This window comes from Streptomyces sp. NPDC021562 (assembly GCF_040640875.1).
Lineage (GTDB): Bacteria > Actinomycetota > Actinomycetes > Streptomycetales > Streptomycetaceae > Streptomyces.
On sequence record NZ_JBFACN010000024.1, the window covers coordinates 86,517 to 102,672 of the forward strand.

Sequence of the window (16,156 nt, forward strand, 5' to 3'; positions counted from 1 at the left end):
GGTATTGAACTGGTCTGCACGAAACTGGTATACCTCTGGTATGCCTTCTTCGGACCGTGGTCTTCCCCAAGGGCTGTTGAGCGGAGACGCCCTGCCGCTGTACTCCCAGGTCGCCGCACGCCTGCTGGCCGACATCGCGGAGAAAGGCGCCCGCCCGGGAGACCGACTGCCCTCGGAGCGGGCACTGGCCACCCGCTACGGCGTCTCGCGCGTCACCCTTCGCTCCGCCCTGAACGAGCTCGCGGAGCGCCACGTCATCGAGTCCGCGCCGGCCCGCGGCTGGTTCCTCGCCGAGGGCTACGGACGCGTCGCCCCCGCACCGCCCCCGCCCTCACCGGGCCGGGCGGCGGCCCAGTCGGTACAGGGCTTCGCCGACTACGCCGAACAACAGGGACTGCGGCTCCGCGACTCGGTCCTGGAGAGCGGGGTCCGTCCCGCCACGGTTCAGGAGTCCGAACAGCTGAGGGTCGGGCCGGGAGCCGCGCTCTTCGAGATGCGCCGACTGCGCTACCTGGACGACATCGTCGTGGTGCTGGAGCACAACCGGCTGCCGCTCGCACTGTGCCCGGAGCTCGCCGAGACGGACTTCACCACGCACACGCTCTTCGCCACACTCCGCCGCGCCGACCCGCCCCAACTGCCCAAGGTCGCCGACTACTCCGTGGAGGCCCGCCACCCGACGGCGGAGGAACGGCGACTGCTCGAAATCACCGACTCGACTCCGGTGCTCGTCGCCACCCAGCTCGCCTTCAACCAGAACGGACAGCCCCTCGAACTCACCGCTGCCGCCTACCGCGGCGACCGGTACCACTTCCGGGCGTCCATCACGGGGTGAGTGCGGCCCGGGGCTGACCGCTTCGGTCGGCCGAGGCAACCCGACGGGCCCGGCCGGGGCCGGCCTCCGCGCGCCGTCAGATCGCGTTGACCGTCGCGGGGGCCCGCTCCACCCGGGTGAAAGCCCTCAGCAGCGCGGCCTGGCCGTGCCGCCGGGCGGCGAGCCGGACCAACGGCGCGACCACCGGGTCGAAGACCTCCTGGGGGAGCTCCGGGGCGGCCAGGCCCACGCTGAGGGCCAGGTCGTCCGTGTGCACCGCGAGCTCCAGCAGCCGGGCACGACGCGCCCTGGGCCGCGACACCCTCGCCCTTGGCCCGGATACCGGCGTTGACCTGCCCGTCCAGCGGTGCGTCGGTCCGGGCGGCTCGGGGGCTCCTGCGGGGCGGAGCCGGGAACCTGCAGCGCGGCGCTGACACGCAGGATCTGGTGGGCGAGGTGGCCGGCCCGCCGACCGTCAACTTGGCCGGCGCACTGGGCTGTTCCCACGCCGCGGCGACTGGTCTCGGTAGCATGCGGCGCATGGCCATCCGACTTGAGAACGTGGGCATCGCCGTTCGCGATCTCGAAGCAGCGATCTCCTTCTTCACCGACCTCGGCCTCACGGTCGTCGGCCGCGACACGGTCAGCGGTGAGTGGGCCGACACCGCCGTCGGCCTGGACGGCAATCACGCCAGGATCGCCATGCTCCGGACGCCGGACGGCCACGGTCGCATCGAGCTGTTCGAGTACATCCACCCCGAAGCGATCGAGTCGGATCCCACTCGTCCCCACGACATCGGCATGCATCGCGTCGCCTTCTCCGTGGACGACATCGACGCGGCCCTCGAGATCGCCGCACGGCACGGATGCCGTCCCCTGCGCGGGGTGGCGACCTACGAGGACGTCTACAAGCTCACGTACGTCCGCGGCCCCAGCGGCATCCTCGTGATGCTCGCGCAGGAGCTGAAGAAGAACTGAGACCCACGGCCGAGGCCCTGGCCCAGGCCGTGGGCGGGTGTCAGCTCAGGGTGAGTTCCAGGACGGTGACGGAGAGCGGCGGCAAGGTGCTGGTGAACGACGCCGCCGCCCCGGTGACGGTCGTCTTCCTGGGGACGAGCGCGGTGGGTTCGGTCAGGGTGTTGGTGGCGGTGGGCGACGGGCCCGTCAGGACGGTGGCGGTGGCCTTCCGCCTGACCCCCTTCGGCAGTCCCTTCAGTTCGATCGGCACGCTCGCCTGCTCCGTCCCGCAGTTGACGACCGCGAGGTAGAGGCGGTCCCCGGAGCGGGTGGCCACGGTGGCGAGGCCGGGCAGCGCGCGGGCGGTGGCCGGGAGGACCGTGCGGCCCAGGTTGCTCGTCAGCATCTGCTGCGCCCAGTAGCTGGGGGAGACGTAGCTGGTGAGGTTGTCGTAGGCGATCAGGTTGGTCGCCCACACGTTGTTGTTGACGTTGGAGAAGAGGGGCGCGTAGCACTCCATCAGCACCTGGTCCGAGTTGCGGATCAGGCCGGCCAGCCAGGCGGCGTCGCCCAGCGCGGCGTTCAGGTCGGGGGTGGGGCGCCCCTCCTGCGCGGCCCACTCGCCGACGAAGACCTTCGTCGAACCGCGGTCCCGGTTGTCGTACTTGTGGGTGGCGGCCTGCGCGGCGGACGGCGCGAGATAGTAGTGCTCGTCGATCAGGTCCGGGGTGCGGCTGGTCACGGTCGTCGTGGCGATCAGCTTCAGGTGCGGGTACTTCGCCTTGATCGCGTCGTGGAAGGCCGTGAACCGCGCGTCGTAGGACCCGGAGGAGTCGAAGAAGTCCTCGTTGCCGATCTCCACGTACTCCAGCGGGAACGGCTTCGGATGCCCGTCGGCGGCTCGTCTCGCGCCCCAGGTGCTGGTGACGGGGCCGGTGACGTACTCGATCTCGTCGAGCGCGTCCTGGACGAACGGGGCGAGCGCGTCGCCGGTGACGTGGTCGCCCTTCAGGGTGAACCCGGCGAAGACGGCGAGAACGGGCTGCGCCCGCATGTCCTCGACCCACTCCAGGTATTCGAGGAGTCCGAGTCCGTCGGTGGACCAGTACCCCCAGGCGTCGTCCATGTGGCCGGGGCGCTCCCAGACCGGGCCGATCGTGTTCTTCCAGTCGAACCGTGTCGCGATGGTGTTGCCCTCGAGGAAGTTGCCGCCGGGGAAGCGCAGGAACTTCGGCTTCAGCGCGACCAGCTTCTCCATCAGGTCCACGCGCAGGCCGTTCGGGCGGTCGCGGTAGGTGGGCGGGAAGAGGGAGACGTGCTGGAGCCACAGGGTCTCGCCCGCGGCGGCGGGGTCGGCCGTGGTGACGGTGAGCCTCGCGTCTCCCACCACCGGGGTGCGTGACCCGGTGCGCAGGGTCAGCTCGAAGGGGCGGTCGCGGAACGCGGTACCGATGTGGGGTACGTGGGCGGAGGCGTACACCGTCGCGCCGTCCGCCGACTCGATCGCCACGGTCAGCGGGCCGACACGGCGCGACGCCTTGGCGAACAGACGGGCGGTGTAGGTGGTACGGGGCCGTACGGGTATGCCCCAGAACCCGTCGTTGGCCACCCCGGCCCGGTTCCCGGCGCCGGTGCCTGCGGGCAGTACGACCTTGAGGGACCGCCTGAGGGCGTCGTTGAGGGGCGTTTCGGTGTCGAGCGCGAGGGTCGTGCCGCCGACCGCGGACCAGTGCACGGGTGCGCTGTCGCTGGCCATCATCGAGCGGTTCTGGACCAGTTCGGCGTAGATGCCGCCCTCGCCGGAGTGGTTGATGTCCTCGAACATCAGGCCGGGAAGGATGGGGGACACGGCGTGCGCGGGGTGGGCCACGTCCACGCTCAGCAGCGGTGTCGTGGTCTCCACCGGTACCCCGGCCAGCGTAGCGACCTGGTCGGAGGTGAGGGCGGCCGGGAACAGCCACACGTCGTCGATGAGACCGTGCCACTGGTCGACGTGCCCGCCGCCGTAGAGCGCGCGGCCGACGGCGGTGTCGCCGGTGCCGGCCCAGCCCGCGGTGTAGGCGGTCTCCCCTTCGAGCACGCCGTCGACATACAGGCGGGTGACACCCGCCGTGGGGTCGCTGACCCCGGCCAGGTGGGTCCAGGTGCCGGTGGCGGGCGCCGAGGCGGCGGCGGCGACGGCGGCGGCCTGGGTGGCGTCCGAGGGCAGCCGGGCGAACGCGAAGGTCCCGGTGTCGTCGCGCAGCCCCAGGTAGAAGGCGCTGACGGACCTGCCGTCGATGCTGACCGCGGTCTGGTAGCCGCCCAGCTGGGCGAGGTTGACCCAGGCGGCCACCGAGAACGCCTTGGAGGTGTCCAGTGCCGGTCCGGAAGCGGTGGCGTTGCCGCCCGCCGTGAGGCTCAGGCTGTGGGCGCCGACCTTGCCGGTGTCCCAGCCGGCCGCACCCTGGAGGGTCACGGGGTGCCCGTTGCCCGAGGAGTCGGCGGCCGAAGTGCCGGAGCCCTCGTCGAAGCTCCAGTGCGCGGCCGCGGCGGGGAGTTGCGCGGCGGCGGCCGCGGCTGTCCCACCGGGGCGCCCGGAGGCGGCGGCGGGTGCGGCGGCCACGAAGGGTCCGGCCAGGGAGGCCGCGCCGAGGGCGGTCAGGACGGCTCTGCGGGACGGTCCGGCTGCTGAGGACATGCGGGGGTTCCTTTGCTCAAAAAGGTGGGGAGCAGGCCGACGGTCCGCCGCCGGGGCGGGCGGCGGGCCGTCGGCGCGTCGGGGGTCGGTTCAGGGGGCGATGTTCCACTGCTGGCAGGTGTTGTCGAGCTGCTGCCACTGGCGGACCGCGGTGCCGTTGGCCGTGCCGCAGTTGGCCACGTCCAGCGTCATACCGGTGTTGACGTTGGTGAGCGTGTAGTGGCTGCCGACCCTGGTGACGTCCCACTGCTGGCAGGTGTTGCCCAGCGAGGCCCACAACTGGACGGCCGTGCCGTTGCTCTGCCCGCAGTTCTTGTCGTCCAGGACGGTGCCGCTGTTGACGTTGGTGACGGTGTAGTGGCCGTTGCCCGCGCTCGTGAACCGCCACTGCTGGCAGGTGTTGCCGAGCGGGGCCCAGAGGTCGATGGCGGTCCCGTTCGCCGTACCGCAGTTCACCGCGTCCAGGACCTTGCCGGAGTTGGTGTTGGTCAGCCGGTAGGCGGTGCCGGCGACCGGGAAGGCGGCGGTCGGGGTGGTGTAGCCGACGGACACGATGTTCGCCTGGACGGCGTTGTCGGCGGCGTCGGTGGGGTAGCCGGAGGTCATGACGCCCTCGAAGAAGGAGCCGTCGGACCCGTTGCTGTCGTCACCGCCGGTGCCCAGGACGATGGCGCCCTCCTTGGACATCGGGGTGTACCCGCCGATGTCGGGCAGGGCTCCGCTGTACCAGGTGGTCAGTGAACCCGATCGGGCGTTGCCGCCCTTGATCGCGTAGGTCGTCGTGCCGTTGTTCTTCTCCAGCGCGGTGACGTACTCGCTGGAGTTTCCCTTGTTGCCGGTGTCGGAGCCGTTGGCGCCGGCGAACAGGCCGTTCTCCAGGTCGGCCTGGACCCACGGGCCCGAGCCGGAACAGGGGGAGAACCAGCATTCCGTGCCGAAGTTGATGGCGTCCATGTGGCCGTTGCCGGTGTCGTTCGTGGACGTCTCGGCGTTGCCGTAGTCGAAGCAGCACCGGTTGTTGACGTGGTGGCCGCTGGTGACCATGTACGCACCCTCCGGGGAGCTGCCGGTGGCGATGCCCGTGGTGCTGTTGTCGCGGTAGCCGACGCCCGCGGACACGAAGACGCCGTACGCCGCGTGACCGCCGACCGTGACCGGCAGGGCGTCGGCGATCGCGCCGACGTCCTGCCCGCCGTTGCCGCCCGGCCCCTCGACGGTCAGGTCGTTGTGGTGCGGACTCTGGTCGTAGATCTTGGTGATGACGCAGGTCGTGCCGGAGCAGAAGGAGTCCTGTGCCGCCGCGTTGGCGTAACCGCCGGTGCTGAGGACGCCGATGTCGGTGGTCGCACCGTCCGAGGCTCGCTTGACCTGGTAGAGGGAGCCGCTGTACGAGCCGTAGAGCGCCCGCGTGGTGCTGTGCGCCGCGGCGCACGGTGTCCCCGCGGCGGCGTAGATGTCGCAGGGCAGGGACGACGCGGCCTGGGCCGTGCCCGCGAAGCCGACGACCCCGGCCAGGATGCCCCCGACCAGGGTGAGGACCGCGCCCATCGCCGGCAGGAGCTCTCTCAGGCGCCGGCCTGTCACTCGACCTTGCACGGTGCACCTCTTCCGTCTTGAGTGCGCTAACAATTTCGGCCCCTCGGATGCGGTCATGCGTCCGAGCCATGGGGACGGGCGATGGCCGTGGAGGTGGCGGGACTGTCCGCCGCTCCGGTCCGGGCTGCGTTGCTGACTACGTATCAGCAGGTCAAACGGGTTGATCAGGCCGGGAACTGAGACTCGTGCCGATGTCGTTCTCGCGTGCTCGGCGAGTGGACGACCGGTCTCGCGACTCCGTCTTTTTACGGGGGGATGAATACGCGGTCAACACCGCCGAACAGTCAAGAGTGCGGAAACAAAAGCTGTGCAGTCTGTTTACCCAGGTGTGTCGTCCTGCCCGCGGAGGCCACGCACGGAGTGCGTAATGCCAGTTCAGAACCGGATTCAAGGCATCGTGGGCGGCCGGGGGACCGCCGGAGCCCAGGGCCGCAACAGCCTTGACCCCCTCAGATTGTGTGCGCTAACAATTCGGCACGGCCCGCCGCTCCCACCGGAGAAGCAGCCCGATCCGACACCTGACGGCGCGTGAGGAGGGGGGAGCATGGACGGCGATCGCGCACCTGTGATGACGGACGTCGCCCGCATCGCGGGCGTCTCGCAACAGACCGTCTCACGGGTCCTCAACGACCACCCGAACGTGCGGCCCGCCACCCGGGAGCGGGTGCTCGCCGCCGTCCGCGAGCTCGGCTACCGACCCAACGCCGCCGCCCGCACCCTGGCGACCCGCCGCACCCGCACCCTGGGAGTGATCAGCTTCAACACCACGCTGTACGGCCCGGCCTGCATGCTCTACGGCATCGAACAGGCCGCCAGACAGCACGAGTACTTCGTCATCGTGGCGGCCGTCGGCACCCTCGACCGGCGTTCGGTGCTGGACGCCGTCGACCGGCTGCGGGACCAGGGCGTGGAGGGGATCGTCGTCATCGCACCGCAGACCGCGGCGGTGCAGGCCCTGTCGAGCGTGCCGGCGGACGTCCCCCTGGTCGCCGTCGGCTGCGGCACCCACACGGCACTGGCCTCGGTCGCCGTGGACAACGAGGCGGGTGCCGAGCTCGCCACCTCCTACCTGCTCGACCTCGGTCATCGCACGGTGCACCACCTGGTCGGGCCGCGCTCCTGGCTCGACGCGCAGGAACGCGAGGCCGGCTGGCGCGGCACCCTGGAGAAGCGGGGGGCTCCCGTGCCCGCACCGCTGGCCGGTGCCGACTGGACGGCCCGTACCGGATATGAGCACGGCCTCAGGATCGCCGCCGACCCCGAGGTCACGGCCGTGTTCTGTGCCAACGACCACCTGGCACTCGGCCTGCTGCGGGCCCTGCAGCAGACCGGGCACCGGGTGCCCGAGGACATCAGCGTCGTCGGGTTCGACGACATGCCGGAGGCCGAGTACTTCGGCCCGGCACTGACCACCGTCCGCCAGGACTTCGACGAGCTCGGCCGGCGTGCCCTGCGGGCGCTGATCGAGATCGTCGGCGACCCGGACGTGGGGATCCCGGCGTCCGGCGAGACACCCCACATCGTCATACCGCCCAGTCTCGTGGTGCGGACCTCGGCGACCCGCGCCCACCACCGGAAAGGGAGTCCGAGATGACAGCCGCACCGGCAGCGTGACCACGAAGGATCAGGCCGTGACCACCGCCACGGCGCCGACTCCCGGGTGATCGGGGCCCGTTGTGAGCGACGCGCGGTGAGCGGAGCCGTGCACCGGCCGTGCGCGACCGGCCGTGACGGCCACCGGTCACGACAGCTGCGCCCCGGCCCACCGCCCCGATCGGCCGGCCACGCGTCCTGAATGACCGTCAGGCCCCCGGGCTCCGCGCCCGAACCCCCGCACCGCGCCCGGCCCGACCGGCCACCGCCGACCACCACGGCACCCACCACCACGCACCGCTCCCGAGGGACGGCCACACCGTCCGGCTGCCGAACGGGCAGCGGCATGCCCGCCGACCGGTGCGGCCACCGCCCACACCCGAGGCACCATCTCGGCTCCCGACCACGGACTCCTCCGGGCCGACCCGACCGGCCCGGACAGGCAGGACACCGCACGAGCCCGCACAACCGGCGAACCGCCGGCCCGTCCGACCTCCACCCGTCTCGTCACCCACGTCTCGTCACCCCGCCACATCACCCAGTCCCGTCACCCCGTCACGTCCAGAAGGGCACTGATCAACCATGATCCGTAGCAGAACCTCCCGCACCGCGGTCGTCGCGACCGCTGTGATCATCTCGCTCGCCGCCGCGGGCTGCTCCAAGAACTCGGGGAGCTCCACCTCCACCGGCTCGGGCGGCTCGTCGAGCTCCGCGAGCGCCGGCGCGGCCCCGGTCAAGCTGGCCGGTTCGGTCACCTTCAACCAGACCAACCTCGCCAAGCTCGACGCGGCGCTGAAGTCCGCGCTGGCCGGCAAGGACCTGTCCAAGGTCGACATCGCGATGGTCGTGAACGTGGCCGCCGACTACTGGAAGGCCGGCCAGGTCGGCTTCCTCAAGGGCTGCTCCGACCTCGGCATCGCGAAGAGCAAGTGCACGTACTTCGCCCCGCCCAACGGCAAGCTGACCGAGCAGAACTCCGAGCTGGAGACCCTGCGTTCGCAGGGCGTCACCGGCTACTCGATCTCGGCGATCGACCCGACCTCGGCCGCGGGGACCATCCACACCGACGTCCAGAAGGGCATCAGCGTCCTCGCCATCGACTCGCCGCTGCCCGGCACCGACGCCGCCTCGCTCTACCTGGGCACCCCGAACTACACCGCCGGCTTCCAGGCGGGCACCGCGATGAAGCAGGTGCTGGGCGGCAAGGGCAAGGTCGCCATCCTGGTCGGCTCGCTCACCGCGTCCAACGCCACCCAGCGCATCCAGGGCTTCGAGGACGCGCTCAAGGGCACCCAGATCACCGTCGCCCAGAAGGTGAACGACAACCTCCAGGCCAGCACGGCGACCTCGGACGCCGAGACCATCCTCGCCAACAACCCCGACGTCAACGGCCTGTACGGCGTCTACTCCTACGACGGCCCCGCACTGGCGCAGGCGGTGACCTCGGCGGGCAAGACGGCCTCGGTGCACATCGTCTCGGACGACTCCGACGCCCAGACGCTGAAGTTCATCCAGTCCGGCGTGATCTCCGGCACCGTCGTCCAGATGCCGTACCAGCAGGGCTACACCGGGGCGTACATCCTGGCCGCGGAGAAGGTGCTCGGCAAGGACAAGACGATGGCACTCGTCAAGCCCTACCTGGAGAAGGACGGTTCGACCCTGAGCTCCGGCGTCGGCCTGGTCACCAAGTCCGACCTGAGCGCCTACCAGTCCCTCGAGTCGCAGCTCGGGATCGGCTGAGCATGACGGCCCCGGAGAACGCCCCGAGCCGCGCGGTCACCGCGCGGCTGCGGGGGGTGCACAAGTCCTACGGACCCGTGCGCGTCCTGGATCTGCCCGAACTCGACCTCTACGCCGGTCAGGTGGTCGGCGTGGTCGGCGAGAACGGCGCGGGGAAGTCCACGCTGATGGGCACGCTGGCCGGATCGGTCCACCGGGACGGCGGCGAGATCCTGATCGACGGCGAGCCGCTCGTCGCCGGGTCGACCGAGGCGGCCGGTCAGCTCGGCATCGCCATGGTCTCCCAGGAGTTCCCGCTGGTGGGACAGCTCTCGGTGGCGGAGAACCTGCTGCTGGGACGCCGCCCGCGCGCGTCCAGGCGGCGGTTCCTGGTGGACGGGGCCGCACAGCGGGCCGAGGCGAAGGCGATGCTCGCGGAGATCGGCCTGTCCGCGAAGACGATCCCGGTGGGCCGGGAGGTCCGCACCCTGCCGGTGCCGACCCGGCAGATGATCGAGATCGCCAAGGCCTGGGGCCGCGAGCCCAAGCTGCTGATCCTGGACGAGCCGACCTCCTCCCTCGGGCCGGTCGAGGCCGAGATGGTGCTGGGCCTGGCCCGGCAGCTGGCCGAACGCGGCGGTACGGTGCTGTTCATCGGGCACCGGCTCGACGAGGTCCGCGAGGTCAGCGACCGTGTCCTCGTGCTGCGCAACGGCCGGCTGGTGGCCGACCTCGAACCCGCGGAGGCCACCGAGGAACGGCTGATCCGGGACATGGTCGGCGGCGAGGTCGCGCAGGGCGAACCGAAGGCACCGCCGGCCACCAGCCCGGTCCTGCTGCAGGTCGAGGGCCTGACCGCGGACGGTCTCGGACCGGTCGACCTGGAGGTGCGCGAGGGCGAGATCCTGGGCGTGGCCGGGCTGATGGGCTCGGGCCGCAGCCGCCTGGTCCACACCATCGCCGGCGCGCAGCCCTCCACGGGCGGCCGGATGCGGCTGGGCGGCCAGTCGTACCACCCGAAGGGCGCGGGCGACGGGGTGGCGGCCGGGATCGCGCTGATCCCCGAGGACCGCAAGGAACAGTCCCTGGTCCTCTTCGCGTCGATCCGCTCCAACGTCGTCGTCTCGGTGCTCAAGCGGATCAGCAGCCGGGGCCTGCTCGGACCGGGCCGGGAACGCGCCGAGGCCCGGAAGATCACCGAGAACGTCAACGTGCGGATGCAGTCGGTGGAGCAGCCGATCGGCTCGCTGTCCGGCGGCAACCAGCAACGCGCCATCTTCGGGCGGGCGTTCGCCGCCGAGCCGCGCCTGCTGCTGCTCGACGAGCCGACCCGCGGCGTGGACGTGGGCGCGAAGGCGGAGATCTACCAGCTGATCGACCGTGCGGCCCACGAAGGCATGGGTGTCGTGGTCGCCTCCTCCGAACTGGAGGAACTGCTCTGGATCTGCCACCGCATCGCGGTGATGAACCACGGACGGGTCGCCACGGTCATCGACCGGGCCGACGCCACCAAGGAACGGATCATGACGGCCGCGGCCGGAACAACGCCGAACGGGCCGCACGAGGCCACTCGGGAAACGACCGACCAGGAACACCTCACGAACGGAGCCACAGCATGAGCGCGCAGAGCACGCTCGCCCCCGAGGAGGCCGCGCCGAAGCAGCGCCCGGCCGTGTCCCAGCTCGCCCGCAAGCTCGCCGCCTCCCCGGAGGCCGGCGTCATCATCGCCTGTGTGCTGGTGTTCGCCGGGATCGCCGCCAACGCCGACACCTACACCGCCGTGGGCAACCTCCAGGTGATGGGCCGCGACCTGTCCCAGGTCGGCATCCTGGCGATCGGCGAGTCACTGGTCATCCTGACCGGCGGCATCGACCTGTCGGTGGGCGCGCTGGCCGGCCTGGCGGGCATCCTGGCCGCCTGGTTCAACGTCAACGAGGGCATGCCCGCGCCCCTCGCCATCCTGTTCACCCTGGTGATCTGCGGCGCGGTCGGTCTCTGGCACGGGATCATGGTCACCCGTCTCAACGTGCCGCCCTTCGTGATCACCCTGGTCACCTACACGGTCGCCCAGGGCACCGCGCTCGCGATCACCAGTGGCTCGCCCATCAACAACCTCGACCCGATGTTCAGCAACCTGAGCCAGTACTACATCGGCGAGATCCCGGTCCCCGCGCTGTTCTTCGTCGGCGCGGCCGCCGTCGCCTGGTTCGTGCTGGAACGCACCTACGTGGGCCGGCAGATCTACGCGGTCGGCGGCAACAAGGAGGCCGCCCGGCTCGCCGGCATCCCGACCGCCCGCCGGATCACCTCCACCTACATCGCCAGCGCGGTGCTCGCCGGTGTGGTCGGCGTCCTGGTGATCGGCCGCATGAACGTGGCCGACCCGTCGGTCGGCGCCGGCTGGGAACTGACCGCGATCGCCGCCGCGGTGGTCGGCGGGATGTCGCTGTCCGGCGGTGAGGGCCGCATCGCCGGCATCGCGGCCGGCGCGATCCTGCTGGAGTTCATCACCAACGGCCTGCTCGCACTCAAGGTCAGCCCCTACGACCAGCAGGTCGTACAGGGCGCGGTCCTCGGCGTCGCCATCCTGCTCGACCGGGCCCGCGCCCGATACTTCGGCAGAAGCCGCGCCTAGGGCCCTGGCACCCGCTCGGCTCCGCGGACCGGGGCGCACGAAGCCCGGTCGGCGTCGGCACATGACCGAACGTCGGTCGACATATCGAATACCGCTGTGTGGAGGAGGCTGATGGTGAACGCCGGGGACGAGACCGCGGGGAACCCCGAACCCTGCGTCGTGGGCGTGGACTTCGGGACACTGTCGGGACGGGCCGTGGTGGTCCGCGTCCGGGACGGCGCGGAACTGGGCACGGCCGAACACGCGTACCGGCACGCGGTCCTGGACCGGGAGCTGCCGGACGGCACCCGGCTGCCACCGGACTGGGCCCTGCAGGTGCCGTCGGACTACGTCGACGTGCTGCGGCACGCGGTACCCGGGGCGCTCGCGGCCGCCGGTGTGCGGTCCGAGCAGGTGATCGGCATCGGCACGGACTTTACCGCCTGCACGGTGCTGCCGGCGCTCGCCGACGGCACCCCGCTGTGCGAACTGCCCGCGTACACGGGCCGCCCGCACGCCTACGTCAAGCTGTGGAAGCACCACGCCGCCCAGGGCCAGGCCGACCGGATCAACGCGCTGGCCGCCGAGCGCAAGGAGCCGTGGCTGGCGCGGTACGGCGGGAAGATCTCCTCCGAGTGGGAGTTCGCCAAGGCGCTGCAGGTCCTGGAGGAGGACCCGGAGATCTACCACCGCACCGAGCGCTGGCTGGAGGCGGCGGACTGGATCGTCTGGCGGCTGTGCGGGACGTACGTCCGCAACGCCTGCACGGCGGGGTACAAGGGCCAGTACCAGGACGGCGCCTACCCGTCCCGGGAGTACCTCGCCGCCCTGAACCCGGGCTTCGCGGACTTCGTCACCGGAAAACTCGACCAGCCGATCGGTGCGCTGGGCGCCGTCGCCGGGCACCTGACCGCCGAGGCGGCGGCCTGGACGGGGCTGCCGGAGGGCATCGCGGTCTGCGTGGGCAACGTCGACGCACATGTCACGGCACCCGCGGCGGGAGCCGTGGAGCCCGGCCAGATGGTGGCCATCATGGGCACCTCCACCTGCCATGTGATGAGCTCCGACCAGCACGGCACGGTCCCCGGCATGTGCGGGGTCGTCGACGGCGGCATCCTGCCCGGCCTGTGGGGCTACGAGGCCGGACAGAGCGGTGTCGGAGACATCTTCGGCTGGTTCGCGCGCACCGGCCTGCCCGCCGACTACGCCGAAGAGGCGGCCGCGCTGGGCCGGGACCCGCACGAGCACCTGACGGCGCTCGCGGCCGGACAACGGGTGGGCGAGCACGGCCTGATCGCGCTGGACTGGCACAGCGGCAACCGCTCCGTGCTCGTCGATCACGATCTGAGCGGCGCGGTCGTGGGACTGACCCTCTCGACCCGGCCGGAGGACGTCTACCGCGCGCTGCTGGAGGCGACGGCGTTCGGCACCCGCACCATCATCGACGCCTTCGAGACCTCCGGGGTCCCGGTCGGGGAACTCGTCGTCGCCGGCGGACTGACGAAGAACGCGCTGCTGATGCAGATCTACGCGGACGTCACCCGCCGCCCGCTCGGCGTCATCGCCTCCACCCAGGGTCCCGCCCTCGGCGCGGCGATGCACGCCGCGGTGGCGGCCGGGGCGTACCCCGACATCAAGGCCGCCGCCCGGTCCATGGGCAAGGCCGACCGGGGCGTGTACCGGCCGGACCCGGAGCGCGCCGCGGCCTACGACCGCCTCTACGAGGAGTACCGGCTGCTGCACGACCACTTCGGGCGCGGCGGCAACGACGTCATGCACCGCCTGCGCCGCATCCGCGCCGAGGCGTCCGGCTGAGCGCCCCCTGCGCCCGCCCGCACTCCGCTCCACCGACCCGCCCACGCCCCGCTCCACCGAAGGGAACCGTCATGACCGCCCCCGAAAAGCCGTCCGCCGGCCAGGAGATCTGGTTTCTCACCGGCAGCCAGGCCCTGTACGGCGAGGAAGTGCTGGACCAGGTCGCCCACCAGTCCCGGACGATCGCCGGGAGACTCGACGCGGCCGACCCGATCCGGCTGCGGATCGTGTGGAAGCCGGTCCTCACCGACGCCGAGTCGATCCGCAGGCTGTGCCAGGAGGCCACCGCCTCCGACCACTGCGTGGGCGTGATCGTCTGGATGCACACCTTCTCCCCGGCCAAGATGTGGATCGCCGGCCTGAGTGCGCTGGACCGGCCCGTGCTGCACCTGCACACCCAGTACAACCTGTCGCTGCCCTGGTCGAGCATCGACATGAACTTCATGAACCTCAACCAGGCCGCCCACGGCGACCGCGAGTTCGCCCACATCGAGTCCCGGCTCGGTATCGAACGCAAGATCGTCGCAGGACACGCCACCGACCCGAGGGTCGTCGCCCGCGTCGCCGCGTGGGCCCGCGCCGCCGCCGGCCGGCACGCCGCCCGCACCCTGCGCCTGGCCCGCTTCGGCGACAACATGCGCGACGTCGCCGTCACCGAGGGCGACAAGGTCGAGGCCCAGCTGCGGTTCGGCTTCTCCGTGAACACCTACGGCGTGAACGACCTGGTGGCCGCCGTGGACGCCGTCGACGACAAGGCGGCCGCCGACCTCGCCGCCGAGTACATCGAGTCGTACGACGTGGTCCCGGCCCTGCGGCCCGGCAACATCCGCCATGACTCCCTGCTCTACGCCGCCCGCCAGGAGATCGGCCTGCGCACCTTCCTCACCGAGGGCGGCTTCACGGCCTTCACCACCAACTTCGAGGACCTCGGCGGCCTGCGCCAGCTGCCCGGACTCGCCGTGCAGCGCCTGATGGCCGACGGCTACGGCTTCGGCGGCGAAGGCGACTGGAAGACCTCCGCCCTGCTCCGCGTGATGAAGGTGATGGGCCAGGGGCAGCCCGGCGGCAGCACCTTCATGGAGGACTACACCTACCACCTCGGCCCCGGCACCCCGCGCATCCTCGGCGCCCACATGCTGGAGGTCTGCCCCTCCGTCGCGGCCGACCGCCCCCGCTGCGAGATCCACCCGCTGTCCATCGGCGGCCGCGAGGACCCCGTCCGTCTCGTCTTCGACGCGGCCGAGGGACCCGCCGTCGTCGTCGGCCTCTCCGACCTGGGAGACCGCTTCCGGCTGACCGCCAACGAGGTGGACGTCGTGCCCCTCACCGAGCCCGTACCCCAACTGCCCGTCGCCCGGGCCGTGTGGAAGCCACGCCCCTCGCTCGCGGAATCGGCCGAGAGCTGGCTGCTCGCCGGCGCCCCGCACCACACCGTGCTCAGCTCGGCCGTCGACATCGAGACCCTGACCGACTACGCCGCCATGACCGGCGTCGAACTGCTGACCATCGGCGAGGACACCACGGTGGAGCAACTCGCCAAGGAGATCCGCTGGAACGCCGCCTACCACCGACTCGCCCAGTCCCTGTGACGCGGCACCGGCTCGAAGGAGAAGGACCCATGAGCATCACCGTCCGGGACGGCCTGCGGCAGGAGGTCCTGGCGGCCAACCTCGCCCTTCCCCGGGCCGGCCTCGCCACGCTCACCTGGGGCAACGTCAGCGGAGTCGACCGCGAGGCAGGGGTGTTCGTCATCAAGCCCTCCGGCGTCCCCTACGAGGACCTCGCCCTGGAACACCTCGTGACCGTCCGCCTCTCCGACGGCGCCGTCGTCGAGGGCGACCTGCGCCCCTCCACCGACACCGAGACCCACCGCTGCCTCTACCTGGCGTTCCCCTCCGTCGGCGGGGTCACCCACACCCACTCCACCCACGCCGTCGCCTTCGCCCAGGCCCACCGCGACATACCGGTCCTCGGCACCACGCACGCGGACACCTTCAACGGGCCCGTCCCCGTCACCCGCGACCTGACCGCCGAGGAATGCGCGAAGGACTACGAGTACCACACCGGCCGCGTCATCGTGGACACGCTCAAGGACGACCGGAAGGCGGTGGAGGTCCCCGCCGCCCTCGTCGCCGGCCACGGCCCCTTCACCTGGGGCGCCACCGCCCGCAAGTCCCTCGAACACGCCGTCATCTGCGAGGCCGTCGCCGACATCGCCCTGCACACCCTGTCCCTGTCCCCGGCGTCCGCGCCGCCCCCGCACCTCCTCGACCGCCACTACACCCGCAAACACGGCCCCGACGCCTACTACGGCAACCCCGACGTGACGTCGACACCCGGATGACCGCTGCGCGCGGCAGGGCTTCCC

General features: G+C 71.4%; 12 protein-coding genes. 9 read left to right on the forward strand and 3 right to left on the reverse strand.

What is annotated here, in order from left to right; translation table 11 throughout:
* Positions 1-40 precede the first annotated feature (40 nt).
* Complete coding sequence (locus tag AB0G52_RS31275) at positions 41-835, forward strand: GntR family transcriptional regulator (protein WP_132890880.1); 795 nt, start codon at positions 41-43, stop codon at positions 833-835.
* Between the two features lie 76 nt (positions 836-911).
* On the opposite strand, the gene AB0G52_RS31280 is transcribed toward AB0G52_RS31275, so the two are convergent.
* The gene (locus tag AB0G52_RS31280; RefSeq protein WP_361340895.1) at positions 912-1,091 is read right to left on the reverse strand and encodes a hypothetical protein; all 180 of its coding nucleotides are present in this window, start codon (positions 1,089-1,091) and stop codon (positions 912-914) included.
* A 263-nt stretch (positions 1,092-1,354) separates the two neighbouring features.
* Here AB0G52_RS31280 and AB0G52_RS31285 point away from each other — a divergent pair, with 263 nt between their 5' ends.
* Entirely contained in the window at positions 1,355-1,792 is a 438-nt protein-coding gene (locus AB0G52_RS31285) for a VOC family protein (protein WP_132890881.1), read from the forward strand.
* A gap of 40 nt (positions 1,793-1,832) precedes the next feature.
* Here the strand turns inward: AB0G52_RS31285 and AB0G52_RS31290 are convergent, their stop codons facing one another.
* Both AB0G52_RS31290 and AB0G52_RS31295 read right to left on the reverse strand, forming a co-directional pair.
* Complete coding sequence (locus AB0G52_RS31290) at positions 1,833-4,451, reverse strand: alpha-L-arabinofuranosidase C-terminal domain-containing protein (protein WP_361340898.1); 2,619 nt, start codon at positions 4,449-4,451, stop codon at positions 1,833-1,835.
* A 90-nt stretch (positions 4,452-4,541) separates the two neighbouring features.
* Positions 4,542-6,035, reverse strand: a complete 1,494-nt coding sequence (locus AB0G52_RS31295) for an arabinofuranosidase catalytic domain-containing protein (RefSeq protein WP_361340901.1) — start codon at positions 6,033-6,035, stop codon at positions 4,542-4,544.
* Positions 6,036-6,591: 556 nt separating this feature from the next.
* Between AB0G52_RS31295 and AB0G52_RS31300 the strand changes: the two genes are divergently transcribed.
* The 7 genes from AB0G52_RS31300 to araD all read left to right on the forward strand — a co-directional run bounded on the left by AB0G52_RS31300 (position 6,592) and on the right by araD (position 16,132).
* Positions 6,592-7,641: a LacI family DNA-binding transcriptional regulator gene (locus tag AB0G52_RS31300; RefSeq protein WP_361340904.1), complete on the forward strand. Its 1,050-nt coding sequence runs from the start codon at positions 6,592-6,594 to the stop codon at positions 7,639-7,641.
* A 581-nt stretch (positions 7,642-8,222) separates the two neighbouring features.
* Positions 8,223-9,380 carry a substrate-binding domain-containing protein gene (locus AB0G52_RS31305; protein ID WP_132890883.1) on the forward strand — a complete coding sequence of 386 codons (1,158 nt, stop codon included), beginning with the start codon at positions 8,223-8,225 and terminating at the stop codon, positions 9,378-9,380.
* A 2-nt stretch (positions 9,381-9,382) separates the two neighbouring features.
* A complete protein-coding gene (locus AB0G52_RS31310; RefSeq protein ID WP_361340907.1) occupies positions 9,383-10,978 on the forward strand; it encodes a sugar ABC transporter ATP-binding protein in 1,596 nt (531 codons plus the stop codon).
* Positions 10,975-11,994, forward strand: a complete 1,020-nt coding sequence (locus tag AB0G52_RS31315; protein ID WP_132890884.1) for an ABC transporter permease — start codon at positions 10,975-10,977, stop codon at positions 11,992-11,994. Before AB0G52_RS31310 ends, AB0G52_RS31315 begins: the two co-directional genes overlap by 4 nt.
* A 111-nt stretch (positions 11,995-12,105) precedes the next feature.
* Positions 12,106-13,788: a ribulokinase gene (gene araB / locus AB0G52_RS31320; protein WP_132890885.1), complete on the forward strand. Its 1,683-nt coding sequence runs from the start codon at positions 12,106-12,108 to the stop codon at positions 13,786-13,788.
* A gap of 71 nt (positions 13,789-13,859) precedes the next feature.
* On the forward strand, positions 13,860-15,377 hold the full coding sequence (gene araA / locus AB0G52_RS31325) for an L-arabinose isomerase (protein WP_132890886.1): 1,518 nt from the start codon (positions 13,860-13,862) through the stop codon (positions 15,375-15,377).
* Positions 15,378-15,406: 29 nt separating this feature from the next.
* Positions 15,407-16,132: an L-ribulose-5-phosphate 4-epimerase AraD gene (gene araD / locus AB0G52_RS31330; protein ID WP_361340912.1), complete on the forward strand. Its 726-nt coding sequence runs from the start codon at positions 15,407-15,409 to the stop codon at positions 16,130-16,132.
* Positions 16,133-16,156: the final 24 nt, after the last annotated feature.

Excerpts from the sequence above, each read along its gene's own strand:
- AB0G52_RS31285 (WP_132890881.1), top strand. The coding sequence starts at position 1,355 with ATGGCCATCCGACTTGAGAACGTGGGCATCGCCGTTCGCGATCTCGAA.
- AB0G52_RS31300 (WP_361340904.1), top strand. The coding sequence starts at position 6,592 with ATGGACGGCGATCGCGCACCTGTGATGACGGACGTCGCCCGCATCGCG.
- AB0G52_RS31310 (WP_361340907.1), top strand. The coding sequence starts at position 9,383 with ATGACGGCCCCGGAGAACGCCCCGAGCCGCGCGGTCACCGCGCGGCTG.
- AB0G52_RS31275 (WP_132890880.1), top strand. The coding sequence starts at position 41 with ATGCCTTCTTCGGACCGTGGTCTTCCCCAAGGGCTGTTGAGCGGAGAC.
- AB0G52_RS31290 (WP_361340898.1), bottom strand. The coding sequence starts at position 4,451 with ATGTCCTCAGCAGCCGGACCGTCCCGCAGAGCCGTCCTGACCGCCCTC.
- AB0G52_RS31315 (WP_132890884.1), top strand. The coding sequence starts at position 10,975 with ATGAGCGCGCAGAGCACGCTCGCCCCCGAGGAGGCCGCGCCGAAGCAG.
- AB0G52_RS31305 (WP_132890883.1), top strand. The coding sequence starts at position 8,223 with ATGATCCGTAGCAGAACCTCCCGCACCGCGGTCGTCGCGACCGCTGTG.
- araB (WP_132890885.1), top strand. The coding sequence starts at position 12,106 with ATGGTGAACGCCGGGGACGAGACCGCGGGGAACCCCGAACCCTGCGTC.
- araA (WP_132890886.1), top strand. The coding sequence starts at position 13,860 with ATGACCGCCCCCGAAAAGCCGTCCGCCGGCCAGGAGATCTGGTTTCTC.
- araD (WP_361340912.1), top strand. The coding sequence starts at position 15,407 with ATGAGCATCACCGTCCGGGACGGCCTGCGGCAGGAGGTCCTGGCGGCC.